Annotated in this window: 19 protein-coding genes and 1 pseudogene; 4 read left to right on the top strand and 16 right to left on the bottom strand. The window is 70.7% G+C overall.

Annotated elements, in window-relative coordinates:
- Positions 1–158: 158 nt before the first annotated feature.
- Together ABZ079_RS10010 and ABZ079_RS10015 are read right to left on the bottom strand one after the other, a co-directional pair.
- The gene (locus ABZ079_RS10010; protein ID WP_356938924.1) at positions 159–1,487 is read right to left on the bottom strand and encodes a TRAM domain-containing protein; all 1,329 of its coding nucleotides are present in this window, start codon (positions 1,485–1,487) and stop codon (positions 159–161) included.
- Positions 1,488–1,608: 121 nt separating this feature from the next.
- Entirely contained in the window at positions 1,609–3,660 is a 2,052-nt protein-coding gene (locus tag ABZ079_RS10015; protein WP_356938925.1) for an APC family permease, read from the bottom strand.
- A gap of 408 nt (positions 3,661–4,068) precedes the next feature.
- On the opposite strand from ABZ079_RS10015, the gene ABZ079_RS10020 reads away from it, so the two are divergent.
- Both ABZ079_RS10020 and ABZ079_RS10025 read left to right on the top strand, forming a co-directional pair.
- The gene (locus ABZ079_RS10020) at positions 4,069–4,740 is read left to right on the top strand and encodes a TrkA family potassium uptake protein (RefSeq protein ID WP_356938926.1); all 672 of its coding nucleotides are present in this window, start codon (positions 4,069–4,071) and stop codon (positions 4,738–4,740) included.
- Positions 4,740–5,411 (top strand): TrkA family potassium uptake protein, encoded by a 672-nt coding sequence (locus ABZ079_RS10025; RefSeq protein ID WP_356938927.1) that lies wholly within the window; start codon positions 4,740–4,742, stop codon positions 5,409–5,411. Before ABZ079_RS10020 ends, ABZ079_RS10025 begins: the two co-directional genes overlap by 1 nt.
- A 58-nt stretch (positions 5,412–5,469) precedes the next feature.
- Here the strand turns inward: ABZ079_RS10025 and ABZ079_RS10030 are convergent, their stop codons facing one another.
- The 9 genes and pseudogenes from ABZ079_RS10030 to ABZ079_RS10070 form a co-directional block, all read right to left on the bottom strand.
- Positions 5,470–6,237 carry a DUF3159 domain-containing protein gene (locus ABZ079_RS10030; RefSeq protein ID WP_356938928.1) on the bottom strand — a complete coding sequence of 256 codons (768 nt, stop codon included), beginning with the start codon at positions 6,235–6,237 and terminating at the stop codon, positions 5,470–5,472.
- Positions 6,238–6,240: 3 nt separating this feature from the next.
- Positions 6,241–6,639 (bottom strand): OB-fold nucleic acid binding domain-containing protein, encoded by a 399-nt coding sequence (locus ABZ079_RS10035; protein ID WP_093474051.1) that lies wholly within the window; start codon positions 6,637–6,639, stop codon positions 6,241–6,243.
- Between the two features lie 43 nt (positions 6,640–6,682).
- The gene (locus tag ABZ079_RS10040; RefSeq protein ID WP_356938929.1) at positions 6,683–7,402 is read right to left on the bottom strand and encodes a response regulator; all 720 of its coding nucleotides are present in this window, start codon (positions 7,400–7,402) and stop codon (positions 6,683–6,685) included.
- The gene (locus ABZ079_RS10045; protein WP_356938930.1) at positions 7,396–7,689 is read right to left on the bottom strand and encodes an ATP-binding protein; all 294 of its coding nucleotides are present in this window, start codon (positions 7,687–7,689) and stop codon (positions 7,396–7,398) included. The genes ABZ079_RS10040 and ABZ079_RS10045 overlap by 7 nt, the downstream gene beginning before the upstream one ends.
- A complete protein-coding gene (locus ABZ079_RS10050) occupies positions 7,592–8,407 on the bottom strand; it encodes an ATP-binding cassette domain-containing protein (protein ID WP_356938931.1) in 816 nt (271 codons plus the stop codon). Before ABZ079_RS10050 ends, ABZ079_RS10045 begins: the two co-directional genes overlap by 98 nt.
- A 63-nt stretch (positions 8,408–8,470) precedes the next feature.
- Positions 8,471–8,755: pseudogene (locus ABZ079_RS10055) on the bottom strand (hypothetical protein); the annotation flags it as partial.
- Between the two features lie 234 nt (positions 8,756–8,989).
- On the bottom strand, positions 8,990–9,766 hold the full coding sequence (locus ABZ079_RS10060; protein ID WP_356938932.1) for a DUF3710 domain-containing protein: 777 nt from the start codon (positions 9,764–9,766) through the stop codon (positions 8,990–8,992).
- A 1-nt stretch (position 9,767) separates the two neighbouring features.
- A complete protein-coding gene (gene dut, locus ABZ079_RS10065; RefSeq protein ID WP_356938933.1) occupies positions 9,768–10,328 on the bottom strand; it encodes a dUTP diphosphatase in 561 nt (186 codons plus the stop codon).
- Positions 10,325–10,909 (bottom strand): PaaI family thioesterase, encoded by a 585-nt coding sequence (locus tag ABZ079_RS10070; protein WP_356938934.1) that lies wholly within the window; start codon positions 10,907–10,909, stop codon positions 10,325–10,327. The genes dut and ABZ079_RS10070 overlap by 4 nt, the downstream gene beginning before the upstream one ends.
- 58 nt (positions 10,910–10,967) lie before the next feature.
- Between ABZ079_RS10070 and ABZ079_RS10075 the strand changes: the two genes are divergently transcribed.
- Positions 10,968–11,432: a DUF3093 domain-containing protein gene (locus tag ABZ079_RS10075; protein ID WP_356938935.1), complete on the top strand. Its 465-nt coding sequence runs from the start codon at positions 10,968–10,970 to the stop codon at positions 11,430–11,432.
- On the opposite strand, the gene ABZ079_RS10080 is transcribed toward ABZ079_RS10075, so the two are convergent.
- From ABZ079_RS10080 to ABZ079_RS10095, 4 genes are all read right to left on the bottom strand, one after another.
- A complete protein-coding gene (locus ABZ079_RS10080) occupies positions 11,429–12,343 on the bottom strand; it encodes a hypothetical protein (RefSeq protein WP_356938936.1) in 915 nt (304 codons plus the stop codon). The two genes, ABZ079_RS10075 and ABZ079_RS10080, sit on opposite strands and share 4 nt — an antisense overlap.
- Positions 12,344–12,356: 13 nt before the next feature.
- Positions 12,357–12,653, bottom strand: coding sequence for a DUF4193 domain-containing protein (locus ABZ079_RS10085; RefSeq protein WP_005481602.1), 297 nt, complete (start codon positions 12,651–12,653; stop codon positions 12,357–12,359).
- Between the two features lie 393 nt (positions 12,654–13,046).
- On the bottom strand, positions 13,047–14,294 hold the full coding sequence (locus tag ABZ079_RS10090) for a HAMP domain-containing sensor histidine kinase (protein WP_356938937.1): 1,248 nt from the start codon (positions 14,292–14,294) through the stop codon (positions 13,047–13,049).
- Positions 14,295–14,298: 4 nt separating this feature from the next.
- On the bottom strand, positions 14,299–14,952 hold the full coding sequence (locus tag ABZ079_RS10095) for a response regulator transcription factor (RefSeq protein ID WP_003993508.1): 654 nt from the start codon (positions 14,950–14,952) through the stop codon (positions 14,299–14,301).
- A 414-nt stretch (positions 14,953–15,366) separates the two neighbouring features.
- Between ABZ079_RS10095 and ABZ079_RS10100 the strand changes: the two genes are divergently transcribed.
- On the top strand, positions 15,367–15,540 hold the full coding sequence (locus tag ABZ079_RS10100; RefSeq protein WP_186581674.1) for a hypothetical protein: 174 nt from the start codon (positions 15,367–15,369) through the stop codon (positions 15,538–15,540).
- Between the two features lie 153 nt (positions 15,541–15,693).
- Here ABZ079_RS10100 and ABZ079_RS10105 read toward each other — a convergent pair whose 3' ends face one another.
- Positions 15,694–16,509 carry an inositol monophosphatase family protein gene (locus tag ABZ079_RS10105; RefSeq protein WP_356938938.1) on the bottom strand — a complete coding sequence of 272 codons (816 nt, stop codon included), beginning with the start codon at positions 16,507–16,509 and terminating at the stop codon, positions 15,694–15,696.
- Positions 16,510–16,514 lie beyond the last annotated feature (5 nt).

Raw genomic sequence — 16,514 nt, forward strand, 5'->3', positions numbered from 1 at the left:
TCGATGCTCGCCACCTTGACAGGGTCTGACCTGCCCGACAAGGCGCCTGACACCCCATCAGAACGAGCGTCAAATGAGCGTCACGAGCGTCATTTCAGCGTCAAGATATCGCCCGTAACGCCCACACCGCACATAATGCGCACGGACAAAACCGCAGGTCAGGAGCCCTTCGCGGCCGGTTCAAGGATCGCGACGCACTCAACGTGGTGGGTCATCGGAAACAGATCGAACGCCCGCAGCGTCCGCACCCGGTACCCGCCCTCGCGGAAGTACCCCAGGTCCCGGGCCAGCGCGGCGGGATCGCAGGCGACGTAGGCGATGCGGCGGGCGCCCAGGGAGGCGAGGTGGGCGACCGTCTTGCGGCCGGCGCCCGCGCGGGGCGGGTCGAGGACGATGAGGTCGACCTCCGTGATGCCGGTGCGCGGCAGGTCCGACTCGACCTTGCCCTGCTCGATGCGGACCCGCGGAAAGTCGGCCAGGTTGTGCCGCGCGTCCTCCACCGCCCGCTTGCCGGACTCGATACCGAGGACCGCGCCCTTCTCGCCGAGGCGGTCGGCCAGCGCTCCCGCGAAGAGGCCGACACCGCAGTAGAGGTCCAGGGCGGTTTCACCCTTGCGCGGGAGGAGGCCCTGCATGACCGCCGTCACCAGGGTGTCCGCCGCCTTCGGGTGGACCTGCCAGAAGCCGCCGTTGCCGACCCGGTAGGTACGGTCGTCCGCGCGTTCGCGGACGAAGGGGCGGCCGTGGACGCGGTGGACGCCGCCGTCCTTCTCACCGACGCGCAGGACCGACACCGGCCTGTCCAGTTCCACGATCGGCAACCGCGCGCCCGGCTTCGGCGTCAGGATCACCTGGCGGTCCTGAGAACCCGTCGCCGCGATCGCCTCCACCGACTCCATGCCGGTCCAGTCCCGCTGCTCGATGCCCAGCTCGCTGACACCCTCCGCCGCGATCATGCAGTGGTCGATGTGTTCGATCTCGTGCGAGCGGTGGCGGCGCAGGCCCGCGCGGCCCTCGGCGTCGACGGCGTACTGCACGCGCGTGCGCCACTGCGGGACCTGGCCGGCCGGCAGCTTGTCGCCCTCGGCCGGCATCACCGTGCCGTCCCAGCCCGCCTCCTCGGGCGTGAGGCCCGCGAGCCGCTCGAGCTGCTCGGCGATCACCTCGCCCTTGAGGCGGCGCTGGGCGCCCGGCTTGGCGTGCTGCCAGTCGCAGCCGCCGCAGCGGCCGGGGCCGGCGAAGGGGCAAGGAGCCTGGATGCGGTCCTTGGAGGCGTCAAGGATCTCCACCGCGTCGGCGCGCAGGAAGCGCGCGCCCTCCTCGCCCTCCGTCACCCGGGCCACCACCCGCTCGCCGGGCAGTGCGTGCCGGACGAACAGCACCTGGCCCTCGGAGGTACGGGCGATGCAGTGGCCGCCGTGGGCGACGGGGCCGATCTCGACCTCGTACTCCTCGCCCACCAGAGACGTCGTCGGTTCTGCCTGCATGGTGGGGTGACTCCAGATCGAAGAAAGAGACTCGGGAAAGGGACGGGAAAGAGACTCGGCAAGCCGGCCGCACCGGCGGGCCGGACAACAGCCCACCAGTCTACGGCCTCTCCGCCGGGCCTCAGTCCTTGGCCGTCGACGACTCCTTCGGCCGTTCCACCGCCGGTCCACGCCGGACGGCACCCGGGGCGCTCCATTCCTGCCGCTTGCGGGCCCGCTGCTTGGCCGCCTCGGAGGACTGCAGCTGGTAGGGCACCGAGGTCACCATGACACCCGGGGTGAACAGCAGGCGGCCCTTCAGGCGCAGGGCGCTCTGGTTGTGCAGCAGGTGCTCGTACCAGTGTCCGACCACGTACTCGGGGATGATCACGGAGACCGCGTCGCGCGGGGACTCCTTGCGCAGGCTCTTGACGTACTCGATCACCGGGCGGGTGATCTCGCGGTACGGCGAGTCCAGGACCTTCAGCGGCACGTCGATGCCGCGCCGCTCCCACTCCTCGCGCAGTGCCTTGGTCTCGGCCGGGTCGACGTTGACCGTCAGCGCTTCCAGGGTGTCGGAGCGCATCAGCTTGGCGTAGGCCAGGGCGCGCAGCGTCGGACGGTGGATCTTGGAGATCAGGACGACCGAGTGCACACGGGAGGGGCGGACGCTGTCGTCGCTCGGGCCCTCGGGGGCCGCGATCTCCTCGGCGACGCGGTCGTAGTGCTTCCGGATCGCGGTCATCGTCGCGTAGAAGATGCACATGCCCAGCAGGGCCACCCAGGCGCCGTGCGTGAACTTGGTGACGAGGACGACGACCAGCACCAGGCCGGTGAAGAAGGCACCGAACGCGTTGATGGCACGGGAACGGACCATATGGCGGCGCTTGGCCGGGTCCTTCTCGAGGGCGAGATGGCGGTTCCAGTGCCGGACCATGCCGGTCTGGCTGAGCGTGAAGGACACGAACACACCGACGATGTACAGCTGGATCAGGCGCGTGGAGTCGGCGCCGTAGATGAAGACCAGCAGGGCCGCGGCGCCCGCGAGCAGCACGATGCCGTTGGAGAAGGCGAGGCGGTCGCCGCGGGTGTGCAGCTGGCGCGGGAGGTAGCGGTCCTGGGCGAGGATCGAGCCGAGCAGCGGGAAGCCGTTGTACGCCGTGTTGGCCGCGAGGAACAGCACCAGCGCGGTGGCGGCCGCCAGCAGGATGAACAGGAGGCTGCCCTTGCCGAACACCGCCTCGGCGACCTGGGAGATCACCGGGTTCTGGACGTAGCCGGAGCCGACCGCGCTGCCGTTGCGGATCAGGTCGGTGGCCGGGTGCTCGGCCATGCGGACCTTCGTCGTCATCGCGAGGGCGATGATGCCGCAGAACATGGTGACGGCCAGCAGGCCCATCATCGCGAGCGTGGTCGCCGCGTTCTTCGACTTGGGCTTGCGGAAGGCCGGGACGCCGTTGGAGATGGCCTCCACGCCCGTCAGCGCGGCACAGCCGGAGGAGAAGGCGCGCAGCAGCAGGAAGACGAGCGCGAAGCCCGCCAGGCCCTGGTGTTCGGCCTTGATGTGGTAGTCGGCCGTCGGGGCGCGCATGGTGTCGCCGAGGACCAGGCCCCGGAACGCCCCCCACGCGATCATGATGAAGACGCCGCCGACGAAGACGTACGTCGGGATCGCGAAGAGCTTGCCCGACTCCCGCACGCCGCGCAGGTTCATCAGCGTCAGCAGCACGATCACGCCGATCGCGCAGAGCACCTTGTGCTCGACCACGAAGGGGACCGCGGAGCCGAGGTTCTCGATGCCGGAGGCGATGGAGACGGCGACGGTGAGGACGTAGTCCACGAGCAGGGCGCTGGCGACGGTCAGACCGGCCTTGGGGCCGAGGTTGGTGTTGGCCACCTCGTAGTCGCCGCCGCCGCTCGGGTACGCGTGCACGTTCTGCCGGTAGGAGGCCACCACGGTGAACATCAGCACGACGACCGCGACGGCGATCCAGGGGCTGAAGTGGTATGCCGAAACTCCCGCGATGGACAGGACCAGCAGGACCTCCCCCGGCGCGTAGGCGACGGAGGACAGCGGGTCGGAGGCGAAGACGGGGAGTGCGATGCGCTTCGGTAGGAGCGTTTCGCCCAACCGGTCACTGCGCAGTGCGCGCCCGATCAAGATCCGTTTGGGCACGTCGGTCAGTTTGGACACGAGAAAGGATCGTAAGCCTTCGAACAGGCAGCCGCCCAGTCGCCGTCCCGTATCTGCCCCACGAGTGAACTCAAGCCTCACTGGAACTGCGGATTCCGTGGAGGGCGTGCCGTCCGTGCCTAGATGGCGAAATCCCGCCTTTCATCGCATCTCGGAGGTCCCATGCCCGCGACCGCTGAGCTGATCGGGGCAACGGCCGCCCTCGTCGGCCTCGGAATCCTGACCCTGTGCAGCGTGCGCAGCATCACTCGCCGGTGGGCGCGACCCGTGATCGGCGACGGGGAGCGACACCGCTGACCGCGGAAACCCCCGCACGGGGGTGCTCACCCCGAACCGCCCGTGTGTAGCTTTGGGCTCGGTCTGAGACCCTGACCTGAGCAGTAACTTTTGGACACCGGAAGGACGGTCGTGCACATCGTCATCATGGGCTGCGGAAGAGTGGGCTCCGCTCTTGCCCAGACCCTGGAGCAACAGGGACACACGGTCGCCGTGATCGACCAGGACCCCACCGCCTTCCGTCGGCTGGGCCCGGGATTCGGGGGTCGCCGGGTCACCGGTGTCGGCTTCGACCAGGACACCCTGCGCGAGGCGGGCATCGAGGAGGCCGGCGCCTTCGCCGCCGTCTCCAGCGGTGACAACTCCAACATCATCTCCGCGCGCGTGGCCCGCGAGATGTTCGGCGTGGAGAACGTGGCCGCCCGCATCTACGACCCCCGCCGCGCCGAGGTCTACCAGCGTCTCGGCATCCCCACCGTGGCCACGGTCCGCTGGACCGCCGACCAGATGCTGCGCCGCCTGCTGCCCTCGGGCGCCGAGCCGCTGTGGCGCGACCCCACCGGCGGCGTCCAGCTCGCCGAGGTGCACGCCTCCCCGAAGTGGGTCGGGCACAAGATCAGCAAGATGCAGGAGGAGACGGGCGTCCGGGTGGCGTTCCTGACCCGCCTCGGTGAGGCGATCCTGCCCACCTCGCAGACGGTGCTGCAGGAGGGCGACCTCGTGCACGTGATGATGCGGACGGACGACGTGGAGAAGGTCGAGGCGGCGTTCGCCGGAGGCCCGGAAGAGGAGGGCGGTCACTGATGAGGGTCGCCATTGCCGGTGCCGGCGCCGTCGGCCGCTCGATCGCGGGCGAGCTGCTGGAGAACGGCCACGAGGTCCTGCTCATCGACAAGGCCCCGACCGCCATCTCGGTGGAGCGGGTGCCGCAGGCGGAGTGGCTGCTGGCCGACGCCTGCGAGATCACGTCTCTGGACGAGGCGGCGCTGCAGCGCTGCAACGTCGTCATCGCCGCGACCGGCGACGACAAGGTCAACCTGGTCGTCTCACTGCTCGCCAAGACGGAGTACGGCGTCCCGCGCGTCGTCGCCCGCGTCAACAACCCCAAGAACGAGTGGTTGTTCAACGAGGCCTGGGGCGTGGACGTGGCCGTCTCCACCCCGCGCCTGATGTCCGCCCTGGTCGAGGAGGCGGTGAGCGTCGGCGACCTGGTCCGGCTGCTGCGCTTCAGCCACGGCGACGCCAACCTCGTCGAGCTGACCCTGCCCGAGGAGTCGGCCCTGGCCGGCACCCAGGTCGGCGACGTGGAGTGGCCGCAGGACACCTCCCTGGTCACGATCATCCGCGGCACCCGCGTGCTGACCCCCTCCAAGGAGGACTCCCTGGAGGCGGGTGACGAGTTGCTCTTCGTGGCCGCGCAGGCCCGGGAGGAGCAGCTGGAGGAGTTGCTGTCGGTGCGGCGGGAACAAGCCTGACCGCATACGAGAAGGGCGCCCTTGCCGTCAAGGGCGCCCTTCGTCGTCGCAGGCTCTCCTACGCGTCCCGGCGGTGCCGGCCGCCCGTCGGCTCGCCGGTCTCGGCGGCCAGCGCGGCCTTGCGCTCTGTCTCCGCCTTCTCCTCGGCCTCCATCTCGGCGAAGACGTCGATCGGAGCCGGAGCCTTGGCGAGGAAGACCCACGTGAGCCAGACCGCCAGCAGGAAGGGCGGGATCTTCAGGGCGACCAGGACCCAGCCGAGCTGGGTGGTGTCGGCCCACCAGTACAGCGGGAAGAGGATCGCGCACTTGGCGAGCAGGATCAGACCCCAGGCCCAGCTGGCCTTCGCGTACGCCTTCTTGCGGCCCGGGTTGCGGGTACGCCAGGAGAGGTTCTCCTTGAAGACCGGGCCGAGGATGAGGCCGATCAGAGGCACACCGGCGAGGGTCGTGATGATGTAGGCCAGTGCCAGGCCCAGCGTGTAGAGCATGCCGGGGAGGTAGAAGTCCTTGGCGTTGCCGGTGAACATCGCGAACACGACGCCGAAGGCCACGCCGAAGACACCGCTGAAGGCGTGCTTGACGGTGTCCTTACGCACCAGCCGGACGGCGACCAGGACCAGGGAGACGACCAGCGCGGCGATCGCCGCCAGGTGCAGATTCTTGTCGATCGTGAAGATCGTGACGAAGAGGAGACCGGGCACGACCGTCTCGACCATGCCGCGGACACCGCCGAACGCCTCGAACAGCGCGGCCTCGGTCACCGCGCGAGCGTCGTCCGAACCGGTCTGTTCGGTGTCTTGGGTCGGCTTGTCGAGGGACGTCACCGGCTACTCCCGTCCAAGGGGTCGCAGTTCGTATTTCGGGTTGAACAGCACCCGGCGGCCCCGGCTCATCGAGATCCGGCCTGATGCGATCAGCTTGCGCCCCGGCTCTATCCCCACGATGGAGCGCCTGCCGAGCCACACCACGTCCAGCGCGGCGGAGCCGTCGAACAGCTCGGCCTCCAGGGCCGGGACTCCGGCGCGCGGGCGCAAGGTGACCGTGCGCAAGGTACCAGTTACGGTGACGATCTGCCGGTCCCGACAGTCGCCGATCTTGGTACAGCCCGCCGTCTCGGCATCCTCGCGCAGCTCCTCGGACTCCAGGTCCTCCTGCGACGAGGAGAGCCGGTCGAGCATGCGCCGGAACCGGCCGGCCGGCTTTTCGGATCGAGGAACAGCACTCATATCTGAAGCGTACCGGGGAGCACCGACGGGACCGTAAGCCAGCTCACTTCTCGAACCGGTAGCCCATCCCCGGCTCCGTGAGGAAGTGCCTCGGGTGTGAGGGGTCCGTCTCCAGCTTCCTGCGCAGTTGGGCCATGTAGACGCGCAGGTAGTTGGTCTCGGTCCCGTACGACGGCCCCCACACCTCCTGCAGCAGCTGCTTGTGGCCGACCAGGCGGCCGGTGTTGCGGACCAGCACCTCCAGCAGGTGCCACTCGGTCGGGGTGAGCCGGACGTCCTTGCCGCCGCGGTCGACCTTCTTGGCGGTGAGGTCGACGGTGAAGCCCTCCGTCTCGAGGGTCGTCAGGTCGCCCCCGCCGGGGCCGACCGGCTCGGCCCGGCGTACGGCGGCCCGCAGCCGGGCCAGCAGCTCGTCCATGCCGAAGGGTTTGGTGACGTAGTCGTCGGCGCCCGCCTCCAGCGCCTCCTCCTTCTCGTCGGAGGCGTGGCGGGCGGAGAGGACGAGGATGGGGACGCGGGTCCAGCCGCGCAGGTCCCTGATCACCTCGACGCCGTCCATGTCCGGCAGCCCGAGGTCGAGGACCACCACGTCGGGGTGGCGGGAGGCGGCGAGTTCGAGCGCGGTCCTGCCGTCGGGGGCCGCGTCGACGTCGTACTTGCGCGCCTCGAGATTGATCACGAGAGCGCGCACGATCTGCGGCTCGTCGTCGACCACGAGCACCCTCGTGGGGGTGTGGGGGGTCCCCCCGTTCGGGCTCAGCACAGGTTCTGCCTTTCCGGTTCTGCGATGTCCGCCCTGGCAGGGAGCGGCTCGGGACACGGCCCTGCCGCGCGGAGGCTGAGCACCATGGTGAGCCCGCCGCCCGGGGTGTCCCCGGCGTCGGGAGTGCCGCCCATGGAGCCGGCGGAACACCGGGCGACCGCGAGCCCTGCCCCGGCCCCGCGCGCAGCGTCACCGTATCGCTGGAAGAGCTCGGAGATGCGGTCCTCGGCCTCGTCCGGCACACCCGGTCCGTGGTCCACCACGCGCACCTCGGCCCGGTCGGCCATGGAGCCGGCGGAGACCGGGACGGGCTGTCCGCGCGGGCTGTAACTTGACGGTGTTCCGCATCGGGTCGGCCGCCGACCGCTCCAGCGGTCCGGGGCCGACGGCGACCGTCGGCAGGGCCTCGGGCACGTCCAGCTCGGCGCTGCCCTCGGGTAGGCCCCCGAGCCCCGTCGGGACGGCCTCGTCCACGTCGATCTCGCGGCTGAGCGGGATGACGGTGCCGGTCGGGCGGTTGGCGAGGGCGCGGGCGATGGTGACCCGCTGCTGCTGGCCGCCGGACAGCTCGCCGGGCCGCTGGGCCGCGTGACCGGCGAGCCCGACGAGGGAGAGCAGCAGCTCGACGCGCTCCTCCCGCTCGCGCGGCTCGGCGCGGCGCAGCGGCAGCGGCAGCGGCAGCGGCAGCGGCAGCGGCAGCGGCACGGCAACGTTCTCCGCCGCGGTGAGGATGGGGATGAGCCCGAAGGACTGGAAGTCGAACCCGATCCGGTCCCGGTGCAGCCGCAGCAGCTCGCTCTCGCCCAGCTCCCCCAGCTGCCGCCCGTCGACCTCGACCCGCCCCTGGTCGGGCGTGTCGAGTCCACCGACGAGGTTGAGCAGCGCGGTCTCTCCCGAGCCGGAACGGCCCTTGAGGGCGACGAGTTCACCGCGCGACACCTCTGAGGAGACCCCGCGCAGGGCGGCCGCCCCGGCCGTACGGCGGTGCGCGCGGCCGCCCGTCACCGCGCTGCCCGTCCTCCCCGTGGACGGGGCGCCGGTATCACCGTTCGGCGCCCGTTTAACGGTTCAGTCCGGGTGGTGGCGGTCGTCGCTGCCGGCCGGTCGGTGGTACAGGGTCCGGGTGTGGGGCATGGCGATGCCTGGATGGTGGTGCAGGGTGTTGTGGCCGACCTCGGTGACCGGTCCGGGTCAGAGCCTGGGGGTACCGCCGCACAGCCGGCCGGGAGCGGCCGCGCCGAGCCGGTACCTGGACGGGAAGCCGCGTGCCTGCCGCAGGCCTTCGCCGACGTCGGAGGTGCCGTACAGGTCCTGGCCCTGGATCCGGCTGGTCTCGGCGATGTGCGAGATCGATCGGCGGCCTTGGGCCGGAACGCGCCAGCCCAGCCGGTCTGCGGAGGGCTCGTCGGTGCAGCCGTACTCGGGGTTGGAGCAGGAGCCACACTCGACGGTGGCCTGGGGCTTGGGGTGCGGTTCAGGTCGGCGGAGGGGCTCGCCGTCATCCATGGGTCAGACCAAACGCCCGTCAAGGGGTCACACATGCGAAAGGGCCGCACCCAAGGGGTGCGGCCCTGTGTCGTGCCGGTGTCAGCGGACCTCGGTGATCTCCGGTCCGCGCTGCAGGTGGCCCATGCCGCCGGAGAAACGCGAGCCCTCCTGCGAACCGTCCTCCTGCTGGACGCCCTCGGGAACCATCTGGGCGTCGTTGGGCAGCTTCAGGACGATCGGGTCGCGGGGCGCCATCGGGCCCTCGCCGCGGACCACGACCGTGTCCCGGAAGATCTGCTCCAGCAGGCCGGCGGCCTGCGGCTGCACGGCGCCCTGGCCGGAGATCACACCGCGCAGGAACCAGCGCGGGCCGTTCACGCCGACGAACCGCACGACCTGGAAGCCGCCGGTGCCGTCCGGCAGCTGCACCGGTACCTGGGCGCGCAGCTCCCAGCCCAGCGGACCCTCGACCTCGTCGACGATGCCACCCTGCTGGGTGATGCCGGCCCCGATCTCCTCGCGGACCTCGCCCCAGATGCCCTCGCGCTTGGGCGCGGCGAACGCCTGGAGCTGGATGGCGCTGTCGCGCAGCACGACGGTCGCGGCGACGATCGCGTCACCGGCGACCTCGACCCGCAGCTCCATGCCGTCGACGCCCGGGATGAACAGCCCGCCGAGGTCCACGCGGCCCTCACCCGGGTCGCGCACCTCGCTGCTGTCCCACGGCCCGTCGGGCCGGGGCCCGGGCTCCAGCCGGACGCGCTCGCGCTCGGCCTCCTCTTCCTCGTCCGCCTCGGTGTCGACGCTGTCGACGACCTGCTCGGCCTCGCCGGCCGCGTCCTCGGCGGCACCCTTCTTCTTGCGACGTCCGAACACGTCACTGTCCTTCCCGGTCGGATACGACCGAAGCGTATCGATTCCCACCCGTCGGACCGCCCAGGGCGGCCTGACCGCTTGTGCCGCTCTCACCGCCCACCGCGGCGTGGCCACCGGTGGACCCGAAGCCCCCCTCGGCCCGCGCCGAGCCGGGAAGTTCCGCCACCTCCTGGAAGCGGACCCTCTCGACCTGCTGGACGACCAGTTGGGCAATCCGGTCGAAGCGCTCGAACCGCACGGACTCGCGCGGGTCGAGATTCACCACGATCACCTTGATCTCCCCACGGTACCCGGCGTCAACCGTCCCTGGGGCATTCACGAGGGCCACACCGCAGCGGGCGGCGAGGCCGGAACGCGGGTGCACGAAGGCCGCGTACCCCTCCGGGAGGGCGATCGACACACCCGTGGGCAGCACGGCCCGCTCACCGGGCTTCAGCTCACAGGCCTCGGTGGTGCGCAGATCGGCCCCGGCGTCCCCCGGGTGCTCATACTCCGGAAGCGGTACGTCCGGGTCGACGCGCCGGATCAGCACGCCGAGTTCTCGACGGGGCTCACGGCTCACGGGTTCACCTCGAAGGCGCGGACACGCCGGATCTGGTCCGGGTCGTCCATGGCGGCCTGGATCTCTTCCTTGCGGCCGTGGTCGATGAAGTGGTCCACCTTGACCTCGACGAAGAGGGCATCGGCGCGGACGGCGACGGGCCCGTCGGGGCCGCCGATGCGCCCGGTGGCGGTGGAGTAGATCTTGCGCCCGGCGACGGCGGTGACCTCGGCCTCCAGATACAGCGTGGTACCGACGGGCACGGGCCGCACGAAGTCGGTCTCCAGCCGGCCGGTGACGGCGATGGTCCGCAGCAGCCAGTTCAGCGAGCCGAGGGTCTCGTCCAGGGCCGTGGCCAGCACTCCGCCGTGCGCGAGACCGGGGGCACCCTGGTGGGCGGGCTGGACGGTGAACTCGGCGGTCAGCGAGACGCCCTCACCCGCCCGGGAGGCCAGGTGCAGTCCGTGCGGCTGCCCGGGACCACAACCGAAACAGTGACCGTAATGGGCGCCGAGGAGCTCCCCGGGCGCGGGCGCGTCGGGGTGCCGTACCGGTTTCCCCGCGTCGGCGGGAGGCTGAAGAGCTGCGGAACTACCACTCACAGGCGCAGACCTTACCCGCGCGTCGGGGCAATGCGGATCCCGTGCCAAGCTTGGCTCCATGCAGCCCTCCGCCACCCCCTACGAAGAACGCCTCACCGCCCCCCGCTCATGGTGGCTGATCAGCTTCCTCGTGGGTGTCTCGTTCGCCCTGATCCTGCTCCCCTTCGGCACCCTGCCGCTGCTCGGCGGCCTGGTCGGCGGTACGGCTGCCGCGGCGGTGGTGGCCAGCGCCTACGGCTCCCCGCGCATCCGGGTCGTGGGTGACTCCCTGATCGCGGGCGAGGCGAAGATCCCGGTGTCGGCGCTGGGCGAGTCGGAGATCCTGGACCGCGAGGAGGCCCGCGCCTGGCGGACGTTCAAGGCCGACACCCGCGCCTTCCTGCTGTTGCGGGCCTACATCCCCACGGCGCTGCGTGTGGAGGTCACCGATCCCGAGGACCCGACGCCGTACCTGTACCTGTCGACGCGCGAGCCGCAGAAGCTGGCTGCGGCGATCGATGCGGCCCGGAAGGCGAACGCCTAGAGCTCCTTGGGAAGATCGCGCATCTTCAGCGGCTGCGCCGGCTTCTCCAGGGGCGGCAGCTCCGGCAGCTCGTCCCACGGCACCTGGGCCTTGCGCAGGTCGGCGCGGATGCGCGCCGCGAGTCTCCTGGTGTCCCGGCGGTTCATGACCGCCCCGACCGCGGCTCCCACCATGAACGGCATCAGGTTGGGCAGGTCGCGGACCATCCGCTTCATGATCTGCTGACGCAGCTGGCGTTTCATGCGGCCGCCGAGAGCCGGGTCGTACGTGGACGGCTTCATCACGTCGATCCCGCGCTCCCCCGACCAGGAGGCCAGATAGGCGGTGCTGCGGGTCTTGAGGTTCCCCGGCGGCCGTACGCCGTAGACCTCGTGCAGTTCGGCGATGAGCTTCAGCTCGATCGCGGCGACCCCGGTGATCTCCGCGGCCAGTTCGGTCGGCATGGCCGGAGGCACCGGCATCATCGCCACCGCCCCGATCCCCGCTCCGACCGTCGAGGTCCCGGCCGCCGCGCCCGCCACCAGCTTGTCGGCGAGTTCTTCCGGCCCGAGGCCCGGAAACTGTCTGCGCAGGGTCGCGAGGTCGCGTACGGGGACACGCGGGGCGATCTCGATGATCCGGTCCGCGAGGTGCGCCAGCCCCGCGCGAGCGCGGCTGCCGCCCCTACGGGCCCCTTCCCGGGCCATGTCCCGGGCCTTCTCACGCATCACCGCGGCCCGTCGCCGTGCGACGGGCGCGGGATGCTGCGTCGGCGCCGGGAGGTCAGCCCGGTCCGCCGCCGGTTCGAGCGAGGCTCCCGCACCGGATGAGCCCCGCTCGTCGTCACGCGCGCCGTGCGGGCCGTCGGACGGCCCTTGGTCCGCTTTCCACCGGGGGAAGCGGCGCTTCCGCGGAGGGGTCGAGCCAGACATGGCCGACCCGTCCTCAGTCGCAGTCGCGGCAGATGGGCTGACCGTTCTTCTCGCGGGCCAGCTGGCTGCGGTGGTGCACCAGGAAGCAGCTCATGCACGTGAACTCGTCCTGCTGCTTCGGCAGCACGCGGACGGCCAGTTCCTCGTTCGAAAGGTCGGCGCCGGGCAGTTCGAGGCCCTCTGCCGCCTCGAACTCGTCGACGTCCACCGCCGAAGTGGACTTGTCGTTCCGCCGGGCCTTCAGCTCTTCCAGGCTGTCCGAGTCGACGTCGTCGTCGGTCTTGCGTGGAGTGTCGTAATCGGTTGCCATATCGCTCTCCCCCTCTGGGTGTCTGCGGTGTCTCCAGCGCACGTAACGCGTGAGAGGCCGGACTTGTGCCCGACCTGAGGCGGAGATTTTGCCTCACATCAAGGTCTGTTACTCAATCGACACCCAACCCGATCTCCCGAGAGTGATCGGCTTGGATGGCGGTGAGGACCGTACACGGTTCCCATGTCGCACCTCAAAGGCGCCTCCCCGTGTACTTCCCGTGATCAAGAGCCCTGAAAACCAGGACTTTCCCGGCTTTCCACCACTCTCCATGATCACGCAGAGTACATGGCCGGAAATCCGCCCATGTGATCGATCACACAGCGAGAACCTCAGGGGGTGCCCTGAAAGTTCCGCGCAGAGCGAACATCCCCCGCGGATGTCGGTCCCTGATCACACCGGCAGGGTGACGCGCATCACCAGGCCGCCGCCCTCGCGGGGCTGCGCCACGATGTGGCCACCGTGCGCGCGTGCCACGGACCGGACGATGGACAGACCGAGACCCACACCCTTGTCGCTGCCCGTGCGCTCCGTACGGAGCCGTCTGAAGGGCTCGAAGAGGTTGTCGATCTCGTACGCCGGCACCACCGGACCGGTGTTCGAGACGGTGAGCACCGCCTGCCCGTGCTGGACCTCGGTGTCCACCTCCACCCAACCGTCCTCGGTCACGTTATAGCGCACCGCGTTCTGCAGGAGGTTCAGCGCGATCCGCTCCAGCAGTACGCCGTTGCCCTGCACGACGGCGGGCTTGCGCTCTCCGCGGAGCTTGACGCCCTTGGCCTCGGCCTCGGCGTGCACCTGGTCGATGGCCTGCGAGGCGACCTCGGCCAGGTCGACGGGCTTGCGCTCGACGATCTGGTTGTCGCTGCGGGCGAGCAGCAGCAGGCCCTCGACCAGCTGCTCGCTGCGCTCGTTGGTGGCCAGCAGCGTCTTGCCGAGCTGCTGCAGCTCCACCGGCGCGTTCGGGTCGGACAGGTGCACTTCCAGGAGCGTGCGGTTGATCGCGAGCGGGGTGCGCAACTCGTGGGAGGCGTTGCCGACGAACCGCTGCTGGGCGGTGAAGGCCCGCTGGAGGCGCTCCAGCATGTCGTCGAAGGTGTCCGCCAGCTCCTTCAGCTCGTCGTCGGGGCCGTCCAGCTCGATCCGGCGGGACAGATCCGATCCGGCCACCTGGCGGGCGGTGCGGGTGATCCGGCCGAGCGGGGACAGCACCCGGCCCGCCATCGCGTAGCCGAACGCGAAGGCGATCACGGCGAGTCCGAGCAGCGCCAGCAGCGAGCGGCTGAGCAGGTTGTCCAGGGCCGCGTGGCGCTGCTGGTCCACGCACCGGCTGATCGCGTCGTTGAAGTCCGCCAGGGGCAGGCGGGTGGTGTTGATCGCGGGGCAGTTGTCGCTGGAGACCTTGAGCTCCTGGAAGCTGACGATCTTGAACAGCGGCTGGTTCCCGGAGCTGATCGCCTGCGCGGCCAGCAGATAGATGATCGACAGCAGCAGGATGCCGGCGATCAGGAACATGCCGCCGTACAGCAGGGTGAGCCGTATGCGGATGGTCGGGCGCAGCCACGGGAACGGGGCCTGCGGCCTCCTGGGGTCCCAGGTGGGTTTCGGTGGCGCCTGCGGCGGCGCGGGAGTGGCGGCCACGGGTTCAGATCCGGTAGCCGGAGCCGGGGACCGTGACGATGACGGGCGGCTCGCCCAGCTTCCGGCGCAGGGTCATGACCGTCACGCGCACCACGTTGGTGAACGGATCGGTGTTCTCGTCCCAGGCCTTCTCGAGTAGCTGCTCGGCGGAGACGACCGCGCCCTCGCTGCGCATCAGCACCTCCAGGACCGCGAACTCCTTGGGGGCGAGCTGGACCTCCTTGCCGTCGCGGAAGACCTCGCGGCGGTTGGGGTCGAGCTTGATGCCGGCGCGCTCCAGGACCGGCGGCAGCGGCACGCTCGTACGGCGCCCGAGGGCGCGCACGCGTGCGATCAGCTCGCTGAACGCGAACGGCTTGGGCAGATAGTCGTCGGCGCCGATCTCCAGGCCTTCCACGCGGTCGCTGACGTCGCCGGAGGCGGTGAGCATGAGCACGCGCGTGGGCATGCCCAGTTCGACGATCTTGCGGCAGACGTCGTCGCCGTGCACGAGCGGAAGGTCACGGTCGAGGACCACCACGTCGTAGTCGTTGACGCCGATGCGCTCCAGGGCGGCCGCACCGTCGTACACGACGTCGACGGCCATGGCCTCCCGGCGCAGTCCGGTGGCCACCGCATCGGCGAGCAGTTGCTCGTCCTCGACGACGAGTACGCGCACGTCGCTTGTCCTTCCTCATGTCCACCCGCGTAGCGCCGTGGGCGCGTGCGGGCGGGGGTATTCGTGGAGTGTGGCCTCCATCCTGCCCTTTTCGGCCGTAAGTCGGCTGTAAGGCGGGGTCCGGACCGCGGGGCTCGGGGCCGCGGGGCGCGAACGACGAGATTTTCTCCTCCGCTTGAGGTTTCCGGGGAAGGGAGCGGGGGGAGGACGGCTTTACACCCCGCGATCACGCTCTGCATGTGCCGCAGCACCATGCGGTACTCCGCGGTCCGCTTCCGCAGGGCGGGCGTGGGTGTCCGGCACCGTCGCCGCCCGGCAGGGCAGCGCTGGGCACCTACGAGAGACGTGATCGCCCCTTCTCAACCGGCACACCCCCGTGCCACCGACCCACGACCCAGGACGAGGGGGCGCAGCATGGACGCTTTCACCGCAGGACTTCTGCAGCGCATAAGGGCGACCGAGTCCGACCTGTCGCGGGCTCGTGACGAGGGCGACGACTTCCTCGCCGAGGTGGAGCAGGCAGAGCTCGACGACCTGCGACGCCTCGCCGCCGAACACGGTGTGGAGGTCGGCGCGTCACGCGTCTGATCGGCCGAAAGCGCACCAACGGGACCCCCGGCGAATCCAGCGCCGGGGGTCCCGTTCGTTACTGCCTGCCGGTGACCTCTCGGGTTCTCCCGGCTGCCCGCACCCTCTGTCGGCCGCGACCCGTTGACCGGCGTGCCGGCCCGCCGCGACCCGTCAGTCGTGCCAGGCCCCGAAGTCCTCCAGCAGCCGCTGGAGGGGCTCGAAGACCCCCGGGGCGCCGGCGACCGTGAGGCCACGTGAGGGCCGCTCTCCGGGGCGTCCACCGGTCAGCGCGCCCGCCTCCCGGGCGATCAGGTCCCCCGCGGCCACGTCCCACGCGTTGAGCCCGCGCTCGTAGTACCCGTCGAGCCGGCCGCAGGCCACATCGCACAGGTCGACCGCCGCCGAGCCGCTGCGCCGGATGTCCCGGAACAGCGGGATGAGGCGGCCGGCCACCTCGGCCTGGTGGGCGCGGACCTCGGCGACGTAGTTGAAGCCGGTGGAGACGAGTGCCTGGTCCAGCGGGGGCGCGGGGCGGCAACTGAGCGCCCGTTCGCCCTCCCACGCGCCCGTCGCCCATGCGCCGCCGCCGCGCACGGCGTGATACGTCTCGCCGCGCATCGGCGCCGCGACGACCCCGACGACGGTCTCGCCGTCCTGTTCGGCCGCGATGGACACCGCCCAGGTCGGCAGCCCGTACAGGTAGTTGACGGTGCCGTCGAGCGGGTCGATCACCCAGCGGATGCCGCTGGTGCCCTCGACGGAGGCGCCCTCCTCGCCGAGGAAGCCGTCGTCGGGGCGCCGACCGGAGATCAGGTCGGTGATCAGCTTCTCCGCCGCGATGTCCATCTCGGTGACGACGTCGATCGGGCTGGACTTGGTCCTCGCCACGGCCAGGTCGGCCGGGCGGCCGTCCCGCAGCAGATCGCCGGCGCGGCGGGCGGCTTCCCGGGCCAGGTCGAGCAGGTCCCGGTGCAGGGCGTCGGTCACGGGTC

Source organism: Streptomyces sp. NPDC006314 (genome assembly GCF_040613075.1).
Taxonomy (GTDB): Bacteria; Actinomycetota; Actinomycetes; order Streptomycetales; family Streptomycetaceae; genus Streptomyces.